This is a genomic window from Bordetella saccharivorans, from assembly GCF_045862855.1.
GTDB lineage: Bacteria > Pseudomonadota > Gammaproteobacteria > Burkholderiales > Burkholderiaceae_B > Bordetella_A > Bordetella_A petrii_F.
Map to the genome: position 1 here is coordinate 2948873 of NZ_BAAFZO010000001.1, position 25027 is coordinate 2973899.

Sequence of the window (25027 nt, forward strand, 5' to 3'; positions counted from 1 at the left end):
AGTTAGGCTAAGACTCAGTTTTCCATTCCATTAACGGAACTCAATCAAGGCATTTCACCATGAGCAAAATCATCGGCATCGACCTGGGCACGACCAACAGCTGCGTGGCTGTGATGGACGGCAGCCAGGTCAAGATCATCGAGAACGCCGAAGGTGCGCGCACCACGCCCTCCATCGTTGCCTACATGGACGATGGCGAGACCCTGGTTGGCGCGCCGGCCAAGCGCCAGGCGGTCACCAACCCCAAGAACACCCTGTACGCGGTCAAGCGCCTGATCGGCCGCAAGTTCGACGAAAAAGCGGTGCAGAAGGACATCGACCTGATGCCCTACAGCATCGTCAAGGCGGACAACGGCGATGCCTGGGTCGAAGTGCGCGGCAAGAAAATCGCGCCTCCCCAAGTGTCGGCCGACGTGCTGCGCAAGATGAAGAAAACCGCCGAGGACTACCTGGGCGAAGAAGTGACCGAAGCCGTCATCACGGTGCCGGCCTACTTCAACGACAGCCAGCGCCAGGCCACCAAGGACGCCGGCCGCATCGCCGGCCTGGAAGTCAAGCGCATCATCAACGAGCCGACCGCGGCCGCGCTGGCGTTCGGCCTGGACAAGTCCGAAAAGGGCGACCGCAAGATCGCCGTCTATGACCTGGGCGGCGGCACGTTCGACGTGTCCATCATTGAAATCGCCGATGTCGATGGCGAGAAGCAGTTCGAAGTGCTGTCCACCAACGGCGACACCTTCCTGGGTGGCGAAGACTTCGACCAGCGCATCATCGACTACATCATCGGCGAATTCAAGAAAGAGCAGGGCGTCGACCTGTCCAAGGACGTCCTGGCCCTGCAGCGCCTGAAGGAAGCCGCCGAAAAGGCCAAGATCGAGCTCTCGTCGAGCCAGCAGACCGAGATCAACCTGCCGTACATCACGGCGGATGCGTCCGGTCCGAAGCACCTCAACCTGAAGATCACGCGCGCCAAGCTGGAAGCGCTGGTCGAGGAACTGATCGAGCGCACCATCGAGCCCTGCCGCGTGGCCATCAAGGACGCCGGCGTGAAGGTCTCCGAGATCGACGACGTGATTCTGGTCGGCGGCATGACCCGCATGCCCAAGGTCCAGGAGAAGGTCAAGGAATTCTTCGGCAAGGATCCGCGCAAGGACGTCAACCCGGATGAAGCCGTCGCCGCCGGCGCCGCCATCCAGGGTTCCGTGCTGTCGGGCGACCGCAAGGACGTGCTGCTGCTGGACGTGACGCCCCTGTCCCTGGGCATCGAGACCCTGGGCGGCGTGATGACCAAGATGATCCAGAAGAACACCACGATCCCGACCCGGTTCTCGCAGACGTTCTCCACCGCGGACGACAACCAGCCGGCCGTGACCATCAAGGTGTTCCAGGGCGAGCGCGAAATCGCCGCGGGCAACAAGAGCCTGGGCGAGTTCAACCTCGAGGGCATTCCGCCGGCGCCGCGCGGCGTGCCGCAGATCGAAGTCACGTTCGACATCGACGCCAACGGCATCCTGCACGTGTCCGCCAAGGACAAGGGCACCGGCAAGGAAAACAAGATCACCATCAAGGCCAATTCGGGCTTGTCGGAAGAAGAGATCGAGCGCATGGTCAAGGACGCCGAGGCGAACGCCGAGGAAGACCACCGTGTCGCCGAACTGGCCCAGGCCCGCAACCAGGCCGACGCGCTGGTGCATGCTACCCGCAAGTCGCTGACCGAGTATGGCGAAAAGCTCGAGGCTTCGGAAAAGGAAGCGATCGAAAACGCCATCAAGGAACTCGAAGAGGTCCTGAAGGACGGTGACAAGGCGGCCATCGACGCCAAGGTCGAAGCGTTGTCGACGGCCTCGCAGAAGCTGGGCGAGAAGATGTACGCCGACATGCAGGCTGGCCAGGCTGCGCAGCAGCAGGCGGCGGCCGACGCGGCCAAGCCGGTGGACGACAACGTGGTCGATGCCGACTTCAAGGAAGTCAAGCGCGATCAATAATGGCCGTCCATGACGCCTAGAATGCGCCCGGTAGCCGGATTCCCCGGCTACCGGGCGGATTCGTTCAGTACCCCCAAGTCACGGCTCGTTCCCGGGCCCATCCAATATGGCAAAACGCGATTACTACGAAGTCCTGGGCGTGGCGAAGAACGCCTCGGACGATGAACTGAAGAAGGCCTACCGGAAGCTGGCCATGAAGTACCATCCGGACCGCAATCCGGACAGCAAAGACGCCGAGGAAAAGTTCAAGGAAATCAAGGAAGCCTATGAAGTCCTGGGCGACGAGCAGAAGCGCGCCGCCTACGACCGCTATGGCCATGCCGGCGTCGATCCGAACGCCGCCGGCATGGGCGGTGGCATGGGGGGCGGTTTCGCCGACGCGTTCGGCGACATCTTCGGCGAGATCTTCGGCGCCGCCGCCGGGCGCCGTGGCGGCGGGCCGCAGGTGTACCGCGGCGCCGACCTCAAGTATTCGCTGGAAATCACCCTGGAACAGGCCGCCCACGGCTTCGACACCGAGATCCGCGTGCCGAGCTGGGAGCAGTGCGAAACCTGCCATGGCAGCGGCGCCAAGCCCGGCACTTCGCCCAAGACCTGCCGTACCTGCGGCGGTTCGGGCGCGGTGCGCATGCAGCAGGGCTTCTTCAGCGTGCAGCAGACTTGCCCGACCTGCCACGGCAGCGGCAAGGAAATCACCGATCCTTGCACGGCCTGCGACGGCGTGGGACGCATCCGCCGCAACAAGACCCTGCAGGTCAAAATTCCCGCCGGCATCGATGACGGCATGCGCATTCGCTCCAGCGGCAACGGCGAGCCGGGCATCAACGGCGGCCCGCCGGGCGACCTGTATGTCGAGATCCACATCAAGCCGCACAAGATCTTCCAGCGCGACGGCGACGACCTGCACTGCGAGCTGACCATCCCGTTCACCACGGCGGCGCTGGGCGGCGAGTTGCAGGTGCCGACCCTGGGCGGCAAGGCCGAGATCTCCATTCCCGAGGGCACCCAGTCCGGCAAGACTTTCCGCCTGCGCGGCAAAGGCATCCGCGGCGTGCGCGGCAGCTATCCCGGCGATCTATACTGCCACGTGGTGGTAGAGACGCCGGTGCGCCTGAGCGACGAGCAGAAGGCCATCCTGCGCCAGTTCGAAGCCTCGCTGAATGACGGTGGCGATCGCCATTCGCCCCAGAGCAAGTCCTGGACCGATCGCGTCAAGGAATTCTTCAGCTGATTACCGGGCCGCGCCGGCGACAAGGCATTCGGCACGCAAGTGCCGCCCCTTCTGGCACGCGCAGGCGCGTAGGTGCCTGACACCCCAGCACGCATAGGTGTCTGACACCCCGGGAGATATCCGGGGCATGCCCGCAGTGCCGCAGGGGGTGTCAGACACCTCCTGGGGGGAGATATCCGGGGCATGCCAGCAGTGTTGCAGGGAGGGGGGCAGACACCTTCTGTTCTTCGCCAGACATCGGTGCCCCGACCTGCCCGCGAACAACAAAAAGCCCCTGCCGCGATTTACGGCAGGGGCTTTTCGCTGCAGGGCGCCGGCCCGGTAAGGCCGGCTGGCGTGCCGATCAGCGCACGACCGGAGGGTACTCCAGTTCGCCGAAGGTGTATTCGCCGTTGGCCTTGGCTTGGGCCAGCTCGGCCTTGACCTGTTCGCGGGTCTTGCCGGGGGCGGTGGAGACCTGGACGGCGGGGTAGTCTTCTTCGCCGTAGGTCACCAGGCCGGCGGCCTTGGCCTGGGCCAGGTCGGCTTCCACCTGGGCGCGGGTCAGCGCATTGGCGTCAGCCTGGCCATACACGCCCTGGAACGGGACGTTGTTGGGCTCGATATTGGGCGAAGCGGCATGGGCGCCGGCGCTCAGCAAGCCCATCGAAACAAATAGCGCGGTAGCAAGGGTTTTCATAAGACCTCCATTCGTCTGTTGATCTGGGACTGAATCCGGCGGCCTTTCCGTCGTGGTTCGTTGTGTTTCCCGATGACTGCATTCTGCGCCGATCGGAACCTGGGATAAACCCTGATTTATTGAAAATATTTTTCCATTATTCGGTGCAATCGGTTTTTGTGTGCCGTTTAGCGCTTAAAAATGGCTTAATAGGCCAGGGTGCCTTGGCCGCTGGACGAGCGCGCGCAAAAAGAAAGCGCCGGCCAAGCGGCCGGCGCCAAGGGGTGCGGAAAGCAGGCAGCGTCTAGGGCGTTGCCTTCTTGGCCGGGGTGAAGTCGCCCGCCACGGCGGTGCTGAACCCGGCCGGGTCCAGGTACTTGCGCAACGCCGCGTTGACCTGCTCGGGTGTCAGGGCGGCGATCTGGCGGTCCATCTGGGCGGACCATTCGAAGGTGCGGCCCCGCTTCAGGTAGTCGATCCAGGTCGAGGCCAGGACGTCATCCTGCGCCCGCGCCAGCTTGCGATAGTTGAGCAGCGCCGCGATGCCGTCGCGCACTTCTTCGTCGCTGAAGCCGTCTTTCAGGGCTCGCGCCAGCTCCTCGCCGATGGCTTGCTCGAGCCGCTCGCGGTTCTGCGGCGCATAAATGGCATAGATGGTCCAGTTGGCCGAAGGTTCGAACGAGGACACCGCCAGCGAGCTGCGGACGTTGTACGAGAGGCCCTCGGTCTCGCGCACGCGGTTCCACAGTCGCGAGGTCTCGGACGTGCCCAGCAGGAAGTTGGCCAGGTACAGCGCGGGGAAGTCCGGGTCGGTGTCCTGCAGCTTGAGCGGCATGCGCGAGATGTAGAAGGCGTTGGCCTTGTCGGGCGTATCGATGCTGTACTGCTTCGAGGCCACGTCGCGGTACGGGTCGTCCAGCCGGGTATAGGCGGGCGCGCGCTTCCAGTCCTTCAGGCCGGCCGCCAGCGTCTGCTTGACCGCGGCGGGGTCGAAATCGCCGACCGCCGAGAACTTGACGGCGCCCGCGCCGTAGAAGCGCTCGTGGAACGCCGCCAGCGGGCCGCGCTCCAGGGCCTTGGCCTCGGCCAGGGCTTCCTCGAACGAGGGCACGTAGCGCACGTCGTCGGCCGGCCACGGGTTGTTGTGGCGGGCCAGCGCGCGCGAGGCCAGGGCGGTGGGCTCGGTCATGGCGCTGCGGATCGAGGTAATGGCCTGGCGCTGGTATTCCTCGACCTGCGCCGCCGGGAAGTCCGCATTGCGCACGATGTCCAGCACCAGCGCCAGCAGCGCGGGCAGGTGTTCGCTGGCGGTGGACATGGACACGGCGAGGTCGGTGCCCGAGCCGCGGAATTCCACCTGGGCCTGCAGGGCGTCGAAGCGGTCCTGGATGTCCTGGCGCGACAGCTTGGGCGTGCCGCGCTCGAGCAGGTCGGCCACCGCCGAGGCGTTGACGCGTTGTCCGCGCAGACTGTCGGCGTCGCCGAACTGCACCAGCAGTTCGGCCTGCACGCGGCCGCCGCGCGTGGCCTTGGGCAGCAGGGCCAGCGCCACCGGCCCGTTGGGCAGGTCCAGCTGGCTGCGCTGTGTGAGCTTGTCGATGTTCTCCGGCGTGGGATCGAAGGCGTCGGCCTGCTTGAAGTCGGGGTCGCCTTGGTAATCCTTGAGCAGGGTCGCCAGGTCGGGGCGCTGGGCGGCGGGGGCGCGCTGGGGTTTCTCGGTGGGGATGTAGCGGCCTTCGGTCCGGTTGCTAGCCACCAGGTAGGCATCAGCCACGCGCTGCACGTCGGCCAGCTTGGCTTCGCGCACGCGGTCGCGCTGCACGAAGAACAGGCGCCAGTCGCCCGCCGCGATCGCCTCGGATAGCGCCACGCCGATTTTCTCCGGGTCGGCGTAGATCTGCTGCCAGGCCGTCAGCCATTTGCTGCGGGCCCGGTCCAGTTCGGCCTGGGTGAAGGGCTTGCCGGCCAGCGATTCGAGCGTGGCGGTCAGTGTCCGCAGGGCCTGGTCCTGGTCCATGCCGGGCTGCAATTGCGCGCCGAACATGGCGATGCCGGGATCGTGCTGGTCCATGGTGAAGCCGAACACGTCGGTGGCCTGCTTGGTGGGCACCAGCGCATGGTACAGGCGGCCGGACGGCGTATCGGCCAGGATGGTCGCGGCCAGGTCGAATGCGGCGTAGTCGGGGCTGCCGGCGGCCGGTATGTGATACATGGCCGCCACCAGGGGCGTCCCGCCGGCGCGGCGCAGGGTCACGGCGCGCTCGCCGTCCTGGACCGGCTCGACGGTGTACTCGGGCGGCAGCTCGCGCTGCGGCTTGGGCAGCTTGCCGAGCGTGTCGCGGATGGCGTCCAGCGTGCTTTGCGGGTCGAACTTGCCGGCCACGATCAGCACCGCGTTGTCGGGCTGGTAATACTGGTGGTAGAACGCCCGCAATTGGCCGACGTCGACATTTTCCACGTCGGAGCGCGCGCCGATGGTGCTCTTGCCGTAGCTGTGCCACTGGTACGCCGCCGCCTGCATCTTCTGCATCAGCACGCGGAACGGGTTGTTCTCGCCGCTTTCCATTTCGTTGCGCACCACGGTCATCTCGGAGTCGAGGTCTTCCTTGGCGATCAGGGAATTGACCATGGCATCGGCCTGCCAGCCCAGGTACCACTTGAGGGTTTCCGGGTTGGCCGCGAAGCTGGCGAAGTAATTGGTGCGGTCGGCCGAAGTGGAGCCGTTGGCCTGCAGCCCGCGCCGCGAGAATTCGCCCAGCGCGTTGCGCACCGTCGGGGTGCCCTTGAACAGCATGTGTTCCAGCAGGTGGGCCATGCCGGTCTGGCCGTAGTTTTCCTGGCGCGATCCCACCAGGTAGGTCATGTTGACCGTGGTGGTGGGTTTGGAGGCGTCGGGCGCCAGCAGTACGCGCAGCCCGTTGGCCAGGCGGTATTCGGAAATGCCCTCGACCGAGGCGACTTCGGACAGGCCCGCCGGCGCATTGGCGGCGCCGGCCTGGAAGGCCAGGAACGACGTGATCAGCAAGGCGTTCAGCCGGGCGGACAAACCGGAAAGCGAAAAACGCATGGCAGCAATCCATGTAACGGACGAATGTCGTTGGAGTGTATACGGATCGGATGGTTCCGATTTGAACCGCTTCCCGTCCCGGGTGTAAGCTGTACTGGACCACTGCCGTTACAAAAGACGGGATGCGCGAGGGCCTGCCAGCAGGCTTCCCGTCCTGCGCCTGCGCCGGGGCCGTCGGCCCGCAGGCGCCTGTCGTTCGCGCGCTTGTTGCCGGCGCCGGGCCGGCCAACCTGACCGGAGGAACGGCCATGCTGACCGATCTCGTCACGCGCGCCCTGTCCCAGCTGATCGGCACGCCGCTCAGCCAGGATCGCATCAAGGGACGTTTCCGCTATGCCTATGCCAGCGACGATGGCCAGTTCGTCGCCATCCTGGGACACGACCTGACCACCTATGTCGTCGATGTCCCGGCGCAGCGTTATTGCGCCGAGTGCGGCGGCTCGCCGCGCGGCTTTGCCGGCCATGTGCTCGAAATGGAAGGCCTGCCCTCGCAACTGCGCCGCTGGCCGGCCGCCAACGAACTATTCGATCTCGACATGGACAGCGACGATATCTCGTGGCGCCGCTGTCCGGGCCCGCAGGAGCATTTCTCGGTACCAGCCGGGCAGACGCGCGCGGCCTAGCCGAAGCGCCTGCCGGTGTGCCGGATGGGTTGCGCCGCTACAATGCGCGCATGGAATCCGCCGCCCCTTGCCCGATGCCGTCCGGCGCCACGCTGGTCGAGTGCACGCACACGCGCCATGCCGGCGCGATCCTGGCCATTTTCAACGACGCCATCCTGACTTCCACGGCCCTGTACGATTACAAGCCGCGCGCCGCCGCGTCCATGGAAACCTGGTTCCAGGCCAAGGCGGCCGGCCGGTTCCCGGTCGTGGGGTTCGAAGACGCGGAGGGCGAGCTCATGGGCTTTGCCAGCTATGGCACCTTTCGCGCCTGGCCGGCCTATAAATACACGGTGGAGCACTCGGTCTACGTCGACAGCCGCTTCCGCGGGCAGGGGCTGGGCGAGGCGCTGATGCGCGTACTGATCGATCGCGCCCGCCAGGGCCAGGTGCACGTGCTGGTGGGCGGCATCGACGCGGCCAATGCGGGCAGTATCCGCCTGCACGAAAAACTCGGCTTCAAGCATGCCGGCACCATCGCCCAGGCCGGCTTCAAGTTCGGCCGCTGGCTCGACCTGGCGTTCTACCAGCTGACCCTGGACACGCCCGCGCAGCCGGTCGACGGCTGAGCGCGCCGCGCTCTTATTTCGAGAGCAGCCGCATGGCCTGCTCGAGGCCGGCCACCGTCACCGGGAACATGCGCTGCTGCATGATGTCGCGCAACAGCGCGATCGACTGCCGGTATTGCCATGAGGCGGTGGGCTCGGGATTGAGCCACGCGGCCTTGGGCCAGGCGTCCAGCAGGCGGCGCAGCCAGACCGCGCCGGGCTCTTTGTTGTAGTGCTCGACCGAGCCGCCCGGCTGCAGGATCTCGTACGGGCTCATGGTGGCGTCGCCGACGATGATCAGCCGCCAGTCGGGGTTGTACTTGCGCAGCACGTCCCAGGTATCGAAGCGCTCGTTCTGGCGCCGGCGGTTGCTCTGCCACAGGCTTTCATACGGGCAGTTGTGGAAGTAATAGACCTCCAGGTTGCGGAACTCGCTGCGGGCGGCGGAGAACAGTTCTTCGACGCGCGCGATGTGGTCGTCCATGCTGCCGCCCACGTCCAGGAGCATCAGCACCTTGACGGTATTGTGGCGTTCCGGCACCAGCCGCAGGTCCAGGTGGCCGGCGTTGCGCGCCGTGCTGGCGATGGTGTCGTCCAGGTCCAGCTCGAGCTCGGCGCCTTCGCGCGCGAAGCGGCGCAGCCGCCGCAACGCCACCTTGAAATTGCGCGTGCCAAGTTCGATCTGGTCGTCGTAGTCGCGGAACTGGCGCATGTCCCAGACCTTGACCGCGCTGCGGTTGCCGGCCGAGTCGCCGCCCACGCGTATGCCTTCCGGGTGGTATCCGCCGTTGCCGAATGGCGAGGTGCCGCCGGTGCCGATCCATTTGCTGCCGCCGGCGTGGCGTTCTTTCTGTTCCTCCAGGCGTTCCTTGAAGAGCTCCATCAGCTTGTCCCAGCCATGCCGCTGGATGGCGGCCTTTTCTTCCGGGGTCAGGCTTTTCTCGAATTGCTTGATCAGCCAGTCGAGCGGGATTTCCTTGCCGGCCGGCAGCGCCGCCTCGACGCCCCGGTAATAGGCGCCGAACGCCTTGTCATAGCGGTCGTAGAGCGATTCGTCCTTCACCAGGGCGGCCCGCGCCAGGAAATAGAAGTCGTCCAGCGTGGGCGGCATGACCTGCGCGCGCAGGGCTTCCAGCAGGGTCAGGTATTCCTTGACCGAGACGGGCAATTGGTGGGCGCGCAGGTGGTAGAAGAATTCGATCAGCATGGCGGCCTGGCCGTGGCGGGGATTCAGCGCCGCTGGGAGCCGCGCGTCATGGCGGCCAGCCGTTCCAGCAACTGCACGTCCTGCTCGTTCTTGAGCAGGGCGCCGGCCAGCATCGGCACCGAGGCCGCCGCGTGGGCGTCGATCTGGGCCGCGCTGGCGCCTTCGGCCAGCAGCAGTCGCAGCCAGTCCAGCAGTTCGGAGGTGGACGGCTTCTTCTTCAGCCCGGGCGCCTCGCGCAATGCGAAGAAGGTGTCCAGCGCGGCCCGCAGCACGTCCTGCTTCAGGTCGGGGAAGTGCACGCCGACGATGTCGCGCATGGTCTCGCGGTCGGGGAAGCGGATGTAGTGGAAGAAGCAGCGCCGCAGGAACGCGTCGGGCAGGTCCTTCTCGTTGTTGGAGGTGATGATGACCAGTGGCCGGTGGCGCGCGGCGATGGTCTGGCGCGTCTCGTACACATGGAATTCCATGCGGTCCAGTTCGCGCAGCAGGTCATTGGGAAATTCGATGTCGGCCTTGTCGATTTCGTCGATCAGCAGCACCACGGGCTCGGACGATTCGAACGCCTGCCATAGCGTGCCCGGCACGATGTAATTGCGGATATCGCGCACCTTTTCGTCGCCCAGTTGCGAATCGCGCAGGCGCGACACGGCATCGTATTCGTACAGGCCCTGGTGGGCCTTGGTGGTGGACTTGATATGCCACTGCAGCAGCGGCCGGCCCAGCGCCTGCGCAACTTCCTCGGCCAGCATGGTCTTGCCCGTGCCCGGCTCGCCCTTGATCAGCAAGGGGCGCTGCAGCGTCAGCGCCGCATTGACGGCAAGCTTCAGATCGTCGGTGGCGACGTAGCGTTCGGTTCCTTCGAAGCGGGATGCGGGGGAAGTCTGGGCAGCGGGCATGGGCGGTGGCGTAGGCAGTTGAGGCGCCGGCAGGCGTGCGCGGGTTGGTATGGCTCGGCAACAATTATCGTACAATCGCAGGGTTTTGTAGCTGGGCATAGACCCGGCGCTCATCCCTAGCCAAGTTTTCAGCCTTACCAAGAGCCATTCCAATGAAGTTGAGAACCTCTCTGTCCGTGCTGGCCACGGTGGCGTCCTGTGCGATCGCCGGCCAGGCGGTCGCCGCCGATGCAGCGCCGGTCGGTAATGTCCAGAACGCCCGCGACAAAGTCTCCATGTGCATCGGTTGCCATGGCATTCCGGGATACAAAGCCAGCTTTCCGGAGCTCTACCACGTTCCGATGATCGCCGGGCAAAACGCCAAGTACATCGAGGCGGCCCTCAATGAGTACAAGAAGGGTGCGCGCAGCCATCCCACGATGGACGCCATCGCCGGCAGCCTGAGCGATCAGGACATCGCCGACCTGGCCGCGTACTACTCCAATCTCAAGTAATCCGGGGGCAAACCATGAAACGCTATACGCTGACCCTCGCGGGCGTCGTGCTGGCCGCCGCCGGCTGCGCCGCGCAGGCGCAAGACCTGGCCGCCGGCAAGGCGGTGTTCGACAAATTCAATTGCGCGTCGTGCCACGGCGCGGATGCCAAGACCGCGGTGGACCCGAGCTACCCGATCCTGGCCGGCCAGCACGCCGACTACCTGAAGCAGGCGCTGCATTCGTACAAGCGCGGCGCCGCCGGCGCGCCGGCTTCGTCGAACGTGCGCAAGAACCCCATCATGGGCGCGTTTGCCGCCCAGTTGTCGGACCAGGACATCGCCCACGTGGCCGAATGGCTGGCGGCGCAGCCCAGCGACCTGGGCGTGCGCAAGTAGCGCGCCGGTCCCTTCGCGCCCATGAAAAACCCCGCGCCTGCCGCGGGGTTTTTCATGCCGTGGCGTCCCAAGCCCGGCGCGCCGGCGGGCGCGGGCCTCAGCGTTCGGCGCGCTGCCGGATGAGTTCGATGTAGGCGTCGCTATCGAGCGGCGTGCCCAGGCGCTGCGCCTCCCAGACCACCTGGCCCAGGCATTCCATGATGTCGTGCGCCGCCTGGTGCGCATCGCTGCGCGCCACCAGCTTCTGGTACGCGGCGCGAATGCCGTGGGGATGGTCGATCGACAACTGCTCGGCGATGGCCAGGTGCATCGACAGATGCAGGAAGGGGTTGGTGCGGCCGTGCTCGACCGGGTATTCGGCGGTCATGGCGTCCGGGTGTTCGAGATCGCCGTGGTATTCAGGGTGCTCGATGACCCAGTCCAGCGCCATGGACTCCAGCGGCGTCAGAACCTCGGCCGCGCGGTGCTTGCGCCAGGTCTCGATGAAGAATTCGCGGACTTGGTCGCGGGAAGGGTTGAACATGGGGGAGGGGGCGGCCGTCGGCCTGAAAGACAACAGCTGCCATTTTAGCGCCCCTGGGGTGGCATCCCTGTGAGGGCAGGGCGTCCGGCACCCTCGCGAGCCGCCCGCACCAGACCTCGCCGGCCGCGCCTCCAGGCCGCCCTTCCGGACGCGACGCCCCAATGCGAGCTAGAATTGGGGGTTGTCCGCCATCCGGCTCGGGTTGCTAAGGGGCTTCCAGCCTGCGCCGCCCCCGGTCAGGCGAGCGCGCAAAACCACCCGGAGCAACTGGAGCATTCATGTCCTACCAACATATCAAGGTTCCCGCAGGGGGCCAGAAAATCACGGTCAATGCCGACTTCTCGCTGAACGTGCCCGACCAGGCCATCGTTCCGTACATCGAGGGTGACGGCACCGGCGCCGACATCACCCCGGTCATGATCAAGGTCGTCGACGCGGCCGTGCAGAAGGCCTACGGCGGCAAGCGCAAGATCCACTGGATGGAAGTCTACGCCGGCGAGAAGGCCACCAAGGTGTACGGCCCCGACGTCTGGCTGCCCGACGAAACCCTGGAAGTCGTGAAAGACTACGTGGTGTCGATCAAGGGCCCGCTGACCACGCCCGTCGGCGGCGGCATCCGCTCGCTGAACGTGGCCCTGCGCCAGCAGCTCGACCTGTACGTCTGCCTGCGCCCGGTGCGCTACTTCAAGGGCGTGCCGTCGCCCGTGCGCGAGCCGGAAAAGACCGACATGGTCATCTTCCGCGAGAACTCCGAAGACATCTACGCCGGCATCGAATACCAGGCCGAAACCGAGCAGGCCAAGGAACTGATCCAGTTCCTGCAGACCAAGCTCGGCGTCAAGAAGATCCGCTTCCCGAATACCTCGTCGATCGGCATCAAGCCGGTGTCGCGCGAAGGCACCGAGCGCCTGGTGCGCAAGGCGATCCAGTACGCCATCGACAACGACCGCGCCTCGGTCACCCTGGTGCACAAGGGCAACATCATGAAGTTCACCGAAGGTGGCTTCCGTGACTGGGGCTACGAGCTGGCCCAGAAGGAATTCGGCGCCCAGCTGATCGACGGCGGCCCGTGGTGCAAGTTCAAGAATCCCAAGACCGGTCGCGAGATCATCGTCAAGGATTCCATCGCCGACGCCTTCCTGCAGCAGATCCTGCTGCGCCCGGCCGAGTACGACGTCATCGCTACCCTGAACCTGAACGGCGACTACATCTCCGACGCGCTGGCCGCGCAGGTGGGCGGCATCGGCATCGCCCCGGGCGCCAACCTGTCCGACTCGGTCGCCATGTTCGAAGCCACGCACGGCACGGCGCCCAAGTACGCCGGCAAGGACTACGTCAACCCGGGCTCGGAAATCCTCTCGGCCGAGATGATGCTGCGCCACATGGGCTGGACCGAAGCGGCGGATCTCATCATTGCCAGCATGGAAAAATCCATCCTGTCGAAGCAGGTCACCTATGACTTCGCCCGTCTGCTCGAAGGCGCCACCCAGGTGTCGTGCTCGGGCTTCGGCCGAGTCATGATCGACAATATGTAATTGTGACCCCAGGCGGCCGCCCCTGGCCGCCCGTGGTCCGGAAGCCGTCCCGCGGGACGGCTTTTTTGCGCCTTAATACCCGGATGAAACAATGGACAGATATTATCCATATGTATTAAAAACATGACCTGGCGTTGGCGGGTCTGAAAATCCATCCAAAAAAGCACTCGCCGGAAAAGCAGCAGGCAAGCCGCCTGCGAGACACCCCGACATCACATCTGTTGCTTGCACGCCATAAATCCGATGTTTATGAAAGTGTATTAAGTAACTTAATGTTTTGTTTCTAAATTTTTCCCTAGAGGGAAATTGTTGATTTTCGCGGCCTTTCGGAAATCTTTTGATTACTTGTGTAGTTCCTCGTTTTGGTGAATGCAACGCCTTTCCCTAACGTATGGGTTCGGAACTGTCTCCGCGGGTGGAGACAGACGGCTTTCACTCTTGATCGGGATGAGGACATGAAACTAACAAGAACCTTGCTCGCCGGCGCAATCCTTGCCGGCATCGGCGGCACCGCGTACGCAGAAACGTCGGTGACCCTGTACGGCTTGATCGACGTCGGTATCACCTACCAGCGTGGCAAAGTGGGCACCGAGGATGTCAACCGCCCGTTGCACGGGGGTGATTACCAGTCCCGCATCGGCATGACTGACGGCATCCAGAGCGGTTCGCGCTGGGGCCTGCGCGGCACCGAAGACCTGGGCGATGGCCTGTCGGCGGTGTTCGTGCTGGAAAGCGGCTTCGGCGCCAGCAACGGCAACAGCAAGCAGGGCGATCGCCTGTTCGGCCGCCAAGCCACCATCGGCCTGGCCCACCAGTCGTTCGGTCAACTCGACCTGGGTCGCCAGACCAACATCGCTTCGAAGTACTTCGCCGACATCGATCCGTTCTCGCTCAGCTACCTGAACTCCTCCATGGGTTCGGCGTTCAGCGCCGCCGACACGGTTCGCTATGACAACATGGTGATGTACCAGACCCCGAGCTGGAGCGGCTTCCAGGCTGGTATCGGCTACTCGTTCTCGACCGACGACGTCGAAGGCCCGACCAACTTCGAAACCGACGAGAACAACAAGGCCCTGACGGCCGGCGTGCGCTACACCGGCGGCCCGCTGCAAGTGGCTTTGACCTACGACCAGCAGTGGCGCGAGCCCAGCCAGCCGCAACCCAAGCAGATCATCCTGGGCGCGGCCTACGACTTCGAAGTCGTGAAGCTGTCGCTGGCCTACGGCCGCACCGAAGACGGCGTGTTCCTGGGTCAGGACTTCGACCTGGGCGGCGGCTATGCCAACCCCAACACCCCGGCCAAGGGCCTGGGCAACACCAACGATCGCTTCACCTGGGACGGCCTGAAGATCAATTCGTACCTGGTCGGTGTGAGCGCGCCCATCGGCGGCGCCAGCAACGTGTTCGCGTCGTGGCAGCGTGCCGACCCGAACAAAGAGCTGGAGAACATGGATATCTACAGCCTGGGCTACACCTACGATCTGTCCAAGCGGACCAACCTGTATGCGATCGGCTCGTACGCCGACGGCTACGCGTTCGTCGACGGCAACAAGATGCTGACGGTGGGCGTCGGCCTGCGTCACCGCTTCTGATCAGGGTACGGGTTGCCCTTTTTCCGAGCGGAGTCGGGGCACCTTTCTTTGGCCATCCATTCGTGGATGGCCTTTTTTATGCCTTCGCCGTGCCGGCCGGGTAGGGCGGCCCGCCCCGCTCGGCAATGCGCCGCCGGTTCAGGGCCAGGGCCTGCGGGGTAGGGGTCCAGTCGCCCCACAGCGCGGGCGGGATGTCGGCGTGCACTTGCGCCAGCGGCGCCAGGAAGCCCGGCCGGTAGCCGCGCCGCTGCATTTCCTCTACCAGTTCGGCGTGACGGCGGGCCAGGTAGCCCAGGCGCGTATAGAAAAACAACAAATGGCCCTTGCCCAGGGTGTATTCGGCGGGCCGGGGTACCGGACCGCGTTCCCAGGCCTTGCGGGCCAGGGCGAAGACGCGCGGCAGCTCGCGATACTCGGCCACCAGGTGCTGGCGCGTCAGCTCTTGCACGGGGACGCAATTGATGCGGGTCATGGCCTTGCCGATGAATCAAATCGCTTATCTTAGCGGGCACCGACCCGGCGCGGGGTTTGGTGTGCACCATATTGGTGCATTCAATCACATGTTTCAGCGCCGTCTTAGGGCATTCCCCTAGTGTGACAATCCCGTTCATGGTGCAGAATCCTGATCCATGCAGGTGAGGAGACAAACAGCCCTGCATGGGCGACCGGCGGCACCGGTATAACAAACTGGCAGTACCCAATAAAAGCAAAACGCACAACGGCTGGCACCATTACGTGCCGGCCGTTGTCGCTTCCAAGGCCCGGGTTGGTGCATAAGGGCTTTTCAAGCGCTGCGTAACCGGATATTAATCACGCATGCCGCAAACCCGCCCCCAGACCGCTTCCCCCGCCACCTCGCCCTATTGGCGGCGCAATGTCCGGCTGATCGCCATCCTGACCGCTTGCTGGGCGGCGCTGACTTTCCTGCCGGCTTTTTTCGCCCGCGACCTGTCGTTCGACTTCATCGGCTGGCCGTTCTCGTTCTGGATGGCCGCCTACGGCGCGCCGCTGTCGTACCTGGTGCTGATCGGCATCTATGCCCGCCTGATGAACCGCGCCGACGCGCGCGAGCGCCAGGACGACGAGCGGGGCGGCTGATGCCATTCACCGGCGACAATCCGCGCGAATTCGACATTCGGCTGCGGCGCATCTATGTGTTGTACACGGCCGGCTTCGCCCTGCTGATCCTGCTGCTGGGCCTGGCCGAAGTGGCCGGCATGGCGCGCAACTGGATCGGCTACGTGTTCCTGCTGGTCACGGTGAGCCTCTACGCCGGCATCGGCATCGTGTGCCGCACCTCCGACCAGGTCGAATACTACGTCGCCGGGCGCCGCGTGCCGGCCTTCTACAACGGGATGGCCACCGCCGCCGACTGGATGTCGGTGGCCTCTTTCATCGGCGTGGCCGGCACGCTATACCTGACAGGCTACGGCGGGCTGGCCTATATCATGGGCTGGACCGGCGGCTACGTGCTGGTGGCGCTGCTGCTGGCGCCGTATCTGCGCAAGTTCGGCCAGTACACGATCCCGGATTTCATGGGCGCCCGCTATGGCGGCAACCTGGCGCGCCTGGCCGGCGTGGCGTGCGCCGTGTTGTGTTCGTTCACCTACCTGGTGGCGCAGATCTACGGCGTGGGCATCATCACCACGCGCATGACCGGCATCTCGTTCGAACTGGGCATCTTCGTGGCGCTGGGCGGCATGCTGGTGTGCTCGTTCCTGGGGGGCATGCGCGCCGTCACCTGGACCCAGGTAGGCCAGTACATCATCCTGGTGGTGGCGTACCTGGTGCCGGTGGTGTGGTTGTCGGTCAAGCACACTGGCATGCCCTTGCCGCAGCTCTCGGCCGGCACGGTGTTGCAGCAGGTCACCGAGAAGGAAGACCAGTTGCGCAAGGACGTCTCCGAGCTGCAGGTCCGCCAGCTGTGGCAGGCGCGCGCCGACGAGATGACGCAGCGCCTGCAGGCGCTGCCGGAGTCGTGGGAGCAGGAAAAGGACAAGCTGCGCAGCCGCCTGGCGCAACTGACCGCCACCGATGCGCCCATGGTCGAGGTCCGCTCGCTGGAGCGCGAACTCGAGGCCTATCCGGCCAGCGTGGAGGAGGCCCGGGTATTGTGGTCGCAGGCGCGGGCCGCCTTCGAGGCGCGCAGCGCGCCGCCGGTTCCCCACGCCGAGCCGTTCCCGGCCAAGGACCCAGAGGAACGGCAGCACATGCGCGTCAATTTCCTGGCGCTGGTGCTGTGCCTGATGCTGGGCACGGCCGGCATGCCGCATATCCTGATGCGGTCCTACACCACGCCATCGGTTGTCGAGGCGCGCCGCTCGGTGTGCTGGTCGCTGCTGTTCATCCTGTTGTTGTATTTCATGGCGCCCGCCCTGGCGCTGCTGGTCAAGTACGAGGTCTATACCCAGGTGGTCGGCACGGATTTCCTCAGCCTGCCCAACTGGGTGCACGCCTGGAGCGCGGTCGACATCAACTTGCTGAACCTGCTCGACGTGAACCGCGACGGCACGGTCCAGCTGGGCGAGATCAGCATGGGGGCGGACGTGGTGGTGCTGGCCATGCCGGAAATCGGCGGGCTGCCATATATCATTTCGGGCCTGGTGGCGGCTGGCGGGCTGGCCGCCGCCCTGTCAACCGCCGACGGGCTGTTGCTGACCCTGTCGAACTCGCTGTCGCACGACATGTGGTACCGGCTGGTGTCGCCCCGCATGTCGGCGGCCCGCCGCGTCATGGTGTCCAAGATCCTGTTGCTGGGCGTGGCTTTCGGGGCCGCCTGGGTGGCGGCGCGCAAGCCGGCCGACATCCTGTTCATGGTGTCGGCGGCGTTTTCGTTCGCCGCCTCGTCGTTCTTCCCGGCCCTGGTCATGGGGATCTTCTGGCGGCGCGCCAACAAGTGGGGCGCCACGCTGGGCATGTTCGCCGGCCTGGCGACCACATTCACCTACATGGCGCACACGCATCCCTGGCTGCGCGAATGGGTGTTCGGCGTGGACCGGGGCCAGCCGGTGGACCTGTGGTGGGGCATACAGCCGGTCGCCGCCGGCGTGTTCGGCGCGCCGGTGGCATTCATGACGATCATCGTGGTGTCGCTCTTGACGCCGCGGCCGGACCGGGCCACCGACATGCTGGTGCAATACCTGCGCGAGCCCGATGGCAAGCCGGCGCAATTGCCCTGAGCGCGCCGGCCGTCAGTGGCCGACCGATTTCGAGAAAACGTTCATGATGACCACGCCGGCGATGATCAGCGCAATGCCCAGGATGGCGGGCGCGTCTAGGTGCTGCTTGAAGAGCAGCGCGCCGACCAGCGAGATCAGCACGATGCCGACCCCCGACCAGATGGCATAGGCAATGCCTACCGGGATCTCGCGCAGCGTCAGGGCCAGGAAATAGAAAGCCACGGCATAGCCCGCCACGGTGATGGCCGACGGCAGGAGGCGGGTGAACCCCTCGGCGCTTTTCAGCGCGCTGGTGGCGATGATCTCGGCCACGATGGCGATGCCCAGGTAGACCCACTTCATCAGCGCCGCGCCCCCGCCCGCCGCAGCAGCACCAGCAGGGCGCCGGCGCCGCCTTCGCGCTCGGGCGCCTGCGAGAACGCCATGACGTCCTGCTTCTGCACCAGCCAGGTGCGGACCTTGTCCTTGAGGACTGGCTCCAGGCCCTGCGAGCCATAGCCCTTGCCGTGCACGATGCGCACGCAGCGGATGCCGTGCTCGAGGCATTCGTCCAGGAACGACAGCACGGCGTGGCGGGCCTGCTCGACCCGCAAGCCGTGCAGGTCCAGCTCGGCGCCGGCCGGCCATTGCCCGCGCCGCAGGTTGCGGGCGGTGTCGGGCGCGGCGTCGGCCCGCACGAAGGCGGTGCCGCCTTCGGACAGCAGGTGCGCCACCTCGCCGCCGTCCGATACCCCGGCATCGGCGCGCGCGGCGGACTCGCCGACAGCCGCGGCACGGCGCATGGCTACCGCGGCGCTGGCCGGCGCGGGCCGCGGCGCCGGAGGCGCGCGCCGGCCGCTCTGCTTGATGGGGGTGACCGCCTGCATGGCGCGCCGGAACGCGGCCGGGTCGAAGGCGGGCTCGTCGGCCGGCCGCGCCGGGGTGGCCGGCCCGGCCTGCGCGCGCGCCTGGCGGGCGCCTTGCTGCAGGCGCTTCAGGTCCGCCAGACCGGCCTTATTCCCCCGCATTCTCCAGCCACCGCTGCGCGTCCAGGGCGGCCATGCAGCCCGTGCCGGCGCTGGTAATGGCCTGGCGGTAGACGTGGTCCTGCACGTCGCCGGCGGCGAACACGCCGGGCACCGAGGTCATGGTGGCCATGCCGGACAGGCCGCTCTTGGTGATGATGTAGCCGTCCTTCATCTCGAGTTGGCCTTCGAAGATGCCGGTATTGGGCTGGTGGCCGATGGCGATGAAGGCGCCGGTGACCTTCAGGTCTTCGGTGGCGCCGGTGTCGGTGTGGCGGATGCGCACGCCGGTGACGCCGCCGTCGTCGCCCAGGACTTCGTCGAGCGTATGGAACAGCTTGAGCTCCATGTTGCCGTTGGCGACCTTGTCCATCAGCTTGTCGACCAGGATGGGCTCGGCGCGGAACTTGTCGCGGCGGTGGATGAGCGTGACCTTGCGGCAGATATTGGACAGGTACAGGGCTTCCTCGACGGCGGTGTTGCCGCCGCCCACCACGACCACGTCCTGGTTCTTGTAGAAGAACCCGTCGCAGGTGGCGCAGCCCGAGACGCCGCGGCCCATGAACGCCTCTTCGGACGGCAGGCCCAGGTACTTGGCCGACGCGCCGGTGGCGATGATGAGGGAGTCGCAGGTATAGACGTTGCCCGTGTCGCCGGTCAGGGTGAAGGGGCGGCGCGACAAGTCCACTTTGGCGATGTGGTCAAAGACGATGTCGGTGTTGAAGCGCTCGGCGTGCTGCTGGAAGCGCTGCATCAGGTCGGGCCCCTGGACGCCGGTGGCGTCGGCGGGCCAGTTGTCCACATCGGTGGTGGTCATGAGCTGGCCGCCCTGGGCCAGACCTGTAACAAGAACTGGCGCCAGATTGGCCCGCGCGGCATAGACGGCCGCCGTGTAACCGGCGGGGCCGGATCCGAGTATCAAAACTTTAGCGTGCTTGGGCGTGGACATAGGTAAGTATCTTTAGAGGGATGCCCAATTATAATGAGCCGCATGCCGCGTATTTCAACTGCTTCCCCGCGCGCCTCGCGCAACACCCGGAACGGCCCTTCGCCGTTGCAGGCACGAATTTCCGCCTTGCTGCGCGAAGCGCGCTGGATCCTGTTCGCCGCGCTGGCTGCCTGGCTGACGCTGGTGCTGGCCACCTGGTCGCCCGCCGACCCGGGCTGGTCGCATTCGGTGCCCGGCGGCGCCATTCATAACCAGGGCGGCACGCTGGGCGCCTACCTGTCCGATATCCTGCTGTACTTGTTCGGCTATTCCGCCTGGTGGTGGGTGGTCCTGCTGCTGCACCGGGTGCGCGCGGGCTATCGCCGCCTGGCCAGCCACCTGCGGGCGGGCGACGGCAAGCAGCCGGAGGTCCTGCCCCGTGTGCACTGGGAAGAGGGCGTCGGCTTTTTCCTGGTGCTGATCGGCTCGCTGGGCATCGAGGCGCTGCGCCTGTACAGCTGGGGCATGCACCTGCCGGGCGGCACCGACGGCGAAAGCGGCGCCGGCGGCGTCATCGGCCAGATGCTGGCCGGCTGGCTGTCCGAAGGCGTCGGCTTCACGGGCGGCACGCTGGCGCTGCTGGTGCTGTTGGCGGTGGGCCTGAGCCTGTTCTTCTCGTTTTCCTGGCTGCACGTGGCCGAGCGCGTCGGCGCCTGGCTGGAAGGCCTGGTGCGGCGCGCCCGCGATTCCTACACGGCGCGCCAGGACCGCAAGGTCGGCGAGGTGGCCAAGGCGGTGCGCACCGAGCAGGTCGAGGCCAAGCACGAGAAGCTCGTCCACGAGCAGCCGGTGCGCATCGAGCCCGCCATCACCGTGGTGCCGCGCTCCGACCGGGTCGAAAAGGAAAAACAGCAGACGCTGTTCGCGCCGCCCGCGGGCGAGGGCGACCTGCCGGCCATCAGCCTGCTGGACCCGCCGGCGCCCAACCAGGAAACGGTCTCGGCCGAGACCATCGAATTCACCTCGCGCCTGATCGAGAAAAAGCTGGCCGACTTTGGCGTGAACGTCACGGTGGTGGCGGCCCAGGCCGGCCCCGTGATCACCCGCTACGAGATCGAGCCGGCCACCGGCGTCAAGGGCAGCCAGATCGTCAACCTGGCCAAGGACCTGGCGCGCGCCCTCAGCCTGGTCAGCATCCGCGTGGTGGAAACCATCCCGGGCAAGAACCTGATGGGCCTCGAGCTGCCCAACCCACGCCGGCAGATGGTCAAGCTGTCCGAGATCCTCGGCTCGCAAACCTATCACGCCAGCCATTCGAACGTGACCATGGCGCTGGGCAAGGACATCGCCGGCAACCCGGTGGTGGCCGATCTGGCCAAGATGCCCCACCTGCTGGTGGCCGGCACCACCGGCTCGGGCAAGTCGGTGGGGATCAACGCCATGATCCTGTCCCTGCTGTACAAGGCCAGCGCCGCCGATACGCGCTTGATCCTGATCGATCCCAAGATGCTCGAGATGAGCGTCTACGAAGGCATCCCCCACCTGCTGGCGCCGGTGGTCACCGACATGCGCCATGCCGCCAACGCGCTGAACTGGTGCGTGGGCGAGATGGAAAAGCGCTACCGTCTCATGAGCAAGATGGGGGTGCGCAACCTGGCCGGCTACAACAACAAGATTCGCGACGCGATCAAGCGCGAGGAACCCATCCCCAATCCGTTCTCGCTGACGCCCGACGAGCCCGAGCCGCTGGCGCCGCTGCCCACCATCGTGGTGGTCATCGACGAGCTGGCCGACCTGATGATGGTGGTGGGCAAGAAGATCGAGGAACTCATCGCCCGCCTGGCGCAGAAGGCCCGCGCGGCCGGCATCCACCTGATCCTGGCCACCCAGCGCCCCAGCGTGGATGTCATCACGGGCCTCATCAAGGCCAACATCCCCACCCGCATCGCCTTCCAGGTGTCGTCCAAGATCGATTCGCGCACCATCCTCGACCAGATGGGCGCCGAGACCCTGCTGGGCCAGGGCGACATGCTCTACATGCCGCCGGGCACCGGCCTGCCGGTGCGGGTGCACGGCGCCTTCGTGCACGATGACGAAGTGCACCGCGTGGTCGAGCACCTCAAGGCGCAGGGCGAGCCGAACTATGTCGAGGGCCTGCTCGAAGGCGCGCTGGAAGGCGAGACCGGCGACGGCGTGGGCAGCGTCACCGGCTTCACCGATTCCGAAAGCGACCCGATGTACGACCAGGCCTGCGAAGTCGTGCTGAAGCATCGGCGCGCCTCCATTTCGCTGGTGCAGCGCCACCTGCGGATTGGTTACAACCGAGCGGCCCGGTTACTGGAACAGATGGAGCAATCGGGTATGGTGTCGGCAATGCAATCCAACGGCAACCGGGAGATCCTGGTGCCGTCCAAAGAGGAAGCCTGATGCCTGGTCTACGCCGGCTGGCCGCCGCGGCCGCCCTGCTGGTGCTGTGCCCGCTGGCCGCCCTGGCCGCCGATGCCCGCACCCAGTTGAAATCCTTCGTGGCCGAAATCAAGAGCGCCACGGGCTCGTTCACCCAGTCCACTGTGGGGCCGCAGGGCGCCACCCAGCGCGCCCAGAGCGGCACGTTTTCGTTCCAGCGGCCCGGCAAGTTCAAATGGGCGGTCAGCAAGCCCTATGAGCAATTGGTGGTGTCCGACGGCCAGCAGCTGTACCAGTACGACCCCGACCTGGCCCAGGTGACCGTGCGCAAGGTCGACCAGGCCATCGGCACCTCGCCGGCCGCCATTCTGTTCGGGTCGGGCGATCTCGAACAGGCTTTCCAGGTCGAGCCCTTGCCGGCGCGCGATGGACTGGAGTGGCTGCGCGCCAAGCCGCGCAACGCCGACGCCGGGTTTGCCCAGGTCGACATCGGCATGAAGGACAACCTGCCCGCGCGCGTGGAGCTGCTGGATGCTTTCGGCCAGACCACTCGCGTCGAGCTGTCCGGCATCCAGGCCAACCCGTCGCTGCCGGCCAGCGAGTTCCGCTTCACGCCGCCCGCTGGCGTGGACGTGGTCAAGATGTAGCGTCGTCCGGGTCCTGCAGGTTCAGCAGGCCGTCCACGGCGATGACGCCGTCCTGCCGCACGAACAGGGGGTTGATTTCCGCTTCGGCCACGCAGGCGCCACGCACGTGCGCCAGCCGCGAGAAGGCCACGATGGCATCGGCCAGCGCCTCGCAGTCGCCGCGCGGCAGCCCACGGAAGCCCCGCACCAGGCGCGTGGCGCGCACTTCCTCGATCATCTGCATGGCCTGGTCGCGCGCCACCGGCGCCAGCCGCACCGCGACGTCGGGCGCCAGTTCGGCGGCGACACCGCCGGCGCCCAGCACCACGATGGGGCCCACCAGCGGATCGCGGCGATAGCCCAGGATCAGCTCCAGCAGCCTGTCTTCCATCTGCTGCACCAGCATGCCATCCAGCCGCGCCTGCGGCGCGCGGGCGCGCACATCGGCCAGCATGCCGGCCGCCTGGCGCCGCAGCTCGGCGGCGTCGCGGATGCCGACGCGCACGCCGCCGGCGTCGGTCTTGTGGAGAATGTCGCGTGACGAGATCTTGAGCACCACGGGATAGCGCAGGTCGTGGGCCGGCGCATCGAGGGGAACCAGGCGCGTGGCCGCCATCGGCACTCCCAGCCGGCTGAAGACCTGGCCGGCCTCGTGTTCGGTCAGCGCGCCGGCGGCGGGCAGGCTGGCAGGCCAATCGAATGCCACATCCTGGTCCGGCGGCGGCGGGGCGACCGGACGGCGCAGGAACAGCGCCAGCGCCTCGGCGCACGATTCCGGGGTACGGAAGCCGGCAATGCCTTCCCGCTGCAGGACTTGCAGCGAAGCCATGGCTTCGGGCGCCAGGAACGCCGCCACCGGCTTGTCGTCCGGCTTGCGGGCGCGCACCAGCGGCTGCACCGCCAGCTCGGGGTGGAACTGCGCCGACGACCCCGCCACGCTCAGTACCGCGTCGCACCAGTCGCTCTCCAGCAATTGTTCCAGCAGGTCCTGGTATTGCGCCCCGCTGGCGGCCAGGGTCAGGTCGATGATGGGCGCCGGCCGCAGGCGCAGGCCCCGCGCCGCCATGCGGGCGATGAACTCGTCCGGCGGGCAGGCCGCCTCCAGCCCGCGCAGGCCCAGGTTGTCGACCACCGTGGCGGCGCCGCCGCCTGTGGTCGTGATGACCGCGACGCGGGGCGCGCGTGCCGGCGGCACATGCCGGCCATAGCGCAGCGCCAGCGGCACGATTTCGAACAGGGTCTCGAGAGATTGCACGCGCAGCACGCCATGGGCGCGCAGGAAAGCGTCGACAGCCGCGTCGTTGCCCGCCATGGCGCCGGTATGCGATTGCGCCAGCGCGTCGCCTTGCGCCGAGCGGCCCAGTTTGTAGGCCACTGCCGGCTTGCCGGCCGTCCTGGCGCGCTCCAGGGCACGCGCCAGGACGGGCGCGTCGCGCAGCGTTTCCAGGAACAGCAGGATGGCGCCGGTCTCATCGTCGTCGGCCAGCGCCGCGACGACTTCGCCCACGCTGATATCGCTTTCGTTGCCCACTGATACTGATTTGGCGAATCCGAAGCCCCGCGCCGCCGCGCGCGATAGCAGCGACCCCATCATCGAGCCGCTTTGCGACACCAGGCTCAGGGGGCCGGCTGGCAGGCTGTCGGATTCGAACACGGCGTTCACCGAGATGATGGCGCCGGCATGGATGTTGGCCAGGCCGATACTGTTGGGACCCAGCAGGCGCAGGCCCAGCCGCCGCGCCTGCGCCACCAGTGCGTCCTGCGCCGCGCGCCCCTGCGCGCCGGTTTCGCCGAAGCCGTCGCTGTAGATCGTGACGACCTTGGCCCCGGCGCGCGCGCAGGCTTCGAGCTGGCCGGCCACCTGGGCGCCGGGGACCATGATGAAGACATGGTCGACCGGGCCTGGCAGCGCATCCAGGCCGGGGTAGGCCGGTTCGTTCAGGATCTCGGTCCGCGCGGGATTGATGGGAAAGATGCGGCCGCCGTAGCCGTGCTTGCGCATGAAACGCAGCGGCCGGGCGGTGTTCTTGGCGGGATCGCCGGATGCGCCCACCAGGGCGATCGCCCGCGGGGCGAGCAGGGCTTGGGCAAACGTACCGTCGTGCATGG

General features: G+C 66.4%; 22 protein-coding genes. 12 read left to right on the forward strand and 10 right to left on the reverse strand.

Annotated elements, in window-relative coordinates:
* Positions 1–59: 59 nt before the first annotated feature.
* Together dnaK and dnaJ are read left to right on the forward strand one after the other, a co-directional pair.
* Positions 60–1985, forward strand: a complete 1926-nt coding sequence (dnaK, locus tag ACKTT0_RS14115; protein WP_028356566.1) for a molecular chaperone DnaK — start codon at positions 60–62, stop codon at positions 1983–1985.
* 106 nt (positions 1986–2091) lie between these two features.
* A complete protein-coding gene (gene dnaJ / locus ACKTT0_RS14120; protein WP_028356565.1) occupies positions 2092–3216 on the forward strand; it encodes a molecular chaperone DnaJ in 1125 nt (374 codons plus the stop codon).
* Between the two features lie 343 nt (positions 3217–3559).
* Here dnaJ and ACKTT0_RS14125 read toward each other — a convergent pair whose 3' ends face one another.
* Both ACKTT0_RS14125 and ACKTT0_RS14130 read right to left on the reverse strand, forming a co-directional pair.
* Positions 3560–3895: a DUF4148 domain-containing protein gene (locus ACKTT0_RS14125; RefSeq protein WP_407850487.1), complete on the reverse strand. Its 336-nt coding sequence runs from the start codon at positions 3893–3895 to the stop codon at positions 3560–3562.
* A gap of 283 nt (positions 3896–4178) precedes the next feature.
* Positions 4179–6941, reverse strand: coding sequence for a M16 family metallopeptidase (locus tag ACKTT0_RS14130; RefSeq protein WP_407850488.1), 2763 nt, complete (start codon positions 6939–6941; stop codon positions 4179–4181).
* A 248-nt stretch (positions 6942–7189) separates the two neighbouring features.
* Between ACKTT0_RS14130 and ACKTT0_RS14135 the strand changes: the two genes are divergently transcribed.
* Together ACKTT0_RS14135 and ACKTT0_RS14140 are read left to right on the forward strand one after the other, a co-directional pair.
* Complete coding sequence (locus ACKTT0_RS14135) at positions 7190–7564, forward strand: hypothetical protein (RefSeq protein ID WP_407850489.1); 375 nt, start codon at positions 7190–7192, stop codon at positions 7562–7564.
* Between the two features lie 50 nt (positions 7565–7614).
* The gene (locus tag ACKTT0_RS14140) at positions 7615–8172 is read left to right on the forward strand and encodes a GNAT family N-acetyltransferase (protein WP_407850490.1); all 558 of its coding nucleotides are present in this window, start codon (positions 7615–7617) and stop codon (positions 8170–8172) included.
* A 13-nt stretch (positions 8173–8185) separates the two neighbouring features.
* Here the strand turns inward: ACKTT0_RS14140 and ACKTT0_RS14145 are convergent, their stop codons facing one another.
* Positions 8186–9358, reverse strand: a complete 1173-nt coding sequence (locus ACKTT0_RS14145; RefSeq protein ID WP_407850491.1) for a vWA domain-containing protein — start codon at positions 9356–9358, stop codon at positions 8186–8188.
* 23 nt (positions 9359–9381) lie between these two features.
* A complete protein-coding gene (locus ACKTT0_RS14150) occupies positions 9382–10254 on the reverse strand; it encodes an AAA family ATPase (RefSeq protein ID WP_407850492.1) in 873 nt (290 codons plus the stop codon).
* A gap of 152 nt (positions 10255–10406) precedes the next feature.
* Between ACKTT0_RS14150 and ACKTT0_RS14155 the strand changes: the two genes are divergently transcribed.
* Both ACKTT0_RS14155 and ACKTT0_RS14160 read left to right on the forward strand, forming a co-directional pair.
* Positions 10407–10748 (forward strand): c-type cytochrome, encoded by a 342-nt coding sequence (locus ACKTT0_RS14155; protein WP_407850493.1) that lies wholly within the window; start codon positions 10407–10409, stop codon positions 10746–10748.
* A gap of 14 nt (positions 10749–10762) precedes the next feature.
* Positions 10763–11125: a c-type cytochrome gene (locus ACKTT0_RS14160; protein ID WP_407850494.1), complete on the forward strand. Its 363-nt coding sequence runs from the start codon at positions 10763–10765 to the stop codon at positions 11123–11125.
* Between the two features lie 97 nt (positions 11126–11222).
* Here the strand turns inward: ACKTT0_RS14160 and ACKTT0_RS14165 are convergent, their stop codons facing one another.
* A complete protein-coding gene (locus ACKTT0_RS14165; RefSeq protein ID WP_407850495.1) occupies positions 11223–11648 on the reverse strand; it encodes a DUF1841 family protein in 426 nt (141 codons plus the stop codon).
* A 278-nt stretch (positions 11649–11926) separates the two neighbouring features.
* On the opposite strand from ACKTT0_RS14165, the gene icd reads away from it, so the two are divergent.
* Both icd and ACKTT0_RS14175 read left to right on the forward strand, forming a co-directional pair.
* Complete coding sequence (gene icd, locus ACKTT0_RS14170) at positions 11927–13183, forward strand: NADP-dependent isocitrate dehydrogenase (RefSeq protein ID WP_407850496.1); 1257 nt, start codon at positions 11927–11929, stop codon at positions 13181–13183.
* A gap of 455 nt (positions 13184–13638) precedes the next feature.
* Positions 13639–14775, forward strand: a complete 1137-nt coding sequence (locus ACKTT0_RS14175; protein WP_407850497.1) for a porin — start codon at positions 13639–13641, stop codon at positions 14773–14775.
* Positions 14776–14851: 76 nt separating this feature from the next.
* On the opposite strand, the gene ACKTT0_RS14180 is transcribed toward ACKTT0_RS14175, so the two are convergent.
* Positions 14852–15247, reverse strand: coding sequence for a pyrimidine dimer DNA glycosylase/endonuclease V (locus tag ACKTT0_RS14180; protein WP_407850498.1), 396 nt, complete (start codon positions 15245–15247; stop codon positions 14852–14854).
* 344 nt (positions 15248–15591) lie between these two features.
* Here ACKTT0_RS14180 and ACKTT0_RS14185 point away from each other — a divergent pair, with 344 nt between their 5' ends.
* Positions 15592–15873 carry a DUF4212 domain-containing protein gene (locus ACKTT0_RS14185; protein ID WP_407850499.1) on the forward strand — a complete coding sequence of 94 codons (282 nt, stop codon included), beginning with the start codon at positions 15592–15594 and terminating at the stop codon, positions 15871–15873.
* Entirely contained in the window at positions 15873–17954 is a 2082-nt protein-coding gene (locus ACKTT0_RS14190; RefSeq protein ID WP_407850500.1) for a VC_2705 family sodium/solute symporter, read from the forward strand. The genes ACKTT0_RS14185 and ACKTT0_RS14190 overlap by 1 nt, the downstream gene beginning before the upstream one ends.
* Before the next feature lie 12 nt (positions 17955–17966).
* Here the strand turns inward: ACKTT0_RS14190 and ACKTT0_RS14195 are convergent, their stop codons facing one another.
* The 3 genes from ACKTT0_RS14195 to trxB are packed head-to-tail and all read right to left on the reverse strand — an operon-like array spanning position 17967 to position 19907.
* Positions 17967–18299 carry a DMT family transporter gene (locus ACKTT0_RS14195; RefSeq protein WP_407852431.1) on the reverse strand — a complete coding sequence of 111 codons (333 nt, stop codon included), beginning with the start codon at positions 18297–18299 and terminating at the stop codon, positions 17967–17969.
* Entirely contained in the window at positions 18296–18961 is a 666-nt protein-coding gene (locus ACKTT0_RS14200; protein ID WP_407850501.1) for a Smr/MutS family protein, read from the reverse strand. Before ACKTT0_RS14200 ends, ACKTT0_RS14195 begins: the two co-directional genes overlap by 4 nt.
* Positions 18948–19907, reverse strand: coding sequence for a thioredoxin-disulfide reductase (gene trxB, locus ACKTT0_RS14205; protein ID WP_407850502.1), 960 nt, complete (start codon positions 19905–19907; stop codon positions 18948–18950). Before trxB ends, ACKTT0_RS14200 begins: the two co-directional genes overlap by 14 nt.
* Before the next feature lie 42 nt (positions 19908–19949).
* On the opposite strand from trxB, the gene ACKTT0_RS14210 reads away from it, so the two are divergent.
* Both ACKTT0_RS14210 and lolA read left to right on the forward strand, forming a co-directional pair.
* Entirely contained in the window at positions 19950–22313 is a 2364-nt protein-coding gene (locus tag ACKTT0_RS14210; protein ID WP_407850503.1) for a DNA translocase FtsK, read from the forward strand.
* A complete protein-coding gene (gene lolA / locus ACKTT0_RS14215) occupies positions 22313–22939 on the forward strand; it encodes an outer membrane lipoprotein chaperone LolA (RefSeq protein ID WP_407850504.1) in 627 nt (208 codons plus the stop codon). Before ACKTT0_RS14210 ends, lolA begins: the two co-directional genes overlap by 1 nt.
* Here the strand turns inward: lolA and ACKTT0_RS14220 are convergent.
* Positions 22929–25025: an acetate--CoA ligase family protein gene (locus ACKTT0_RS14220; protein WP_407850505.1), complete on the reverse strand. Its 2097-nt coding sequence runs from the start codon at positions 25023–25025 to the stop codon at positions 22929–22931. The genes lolA and ACKTT0_RS14220 overlap by 11 nt on opposite strands.
* Positions 25026–25027 lie beyond the last annotated feature (2 nt).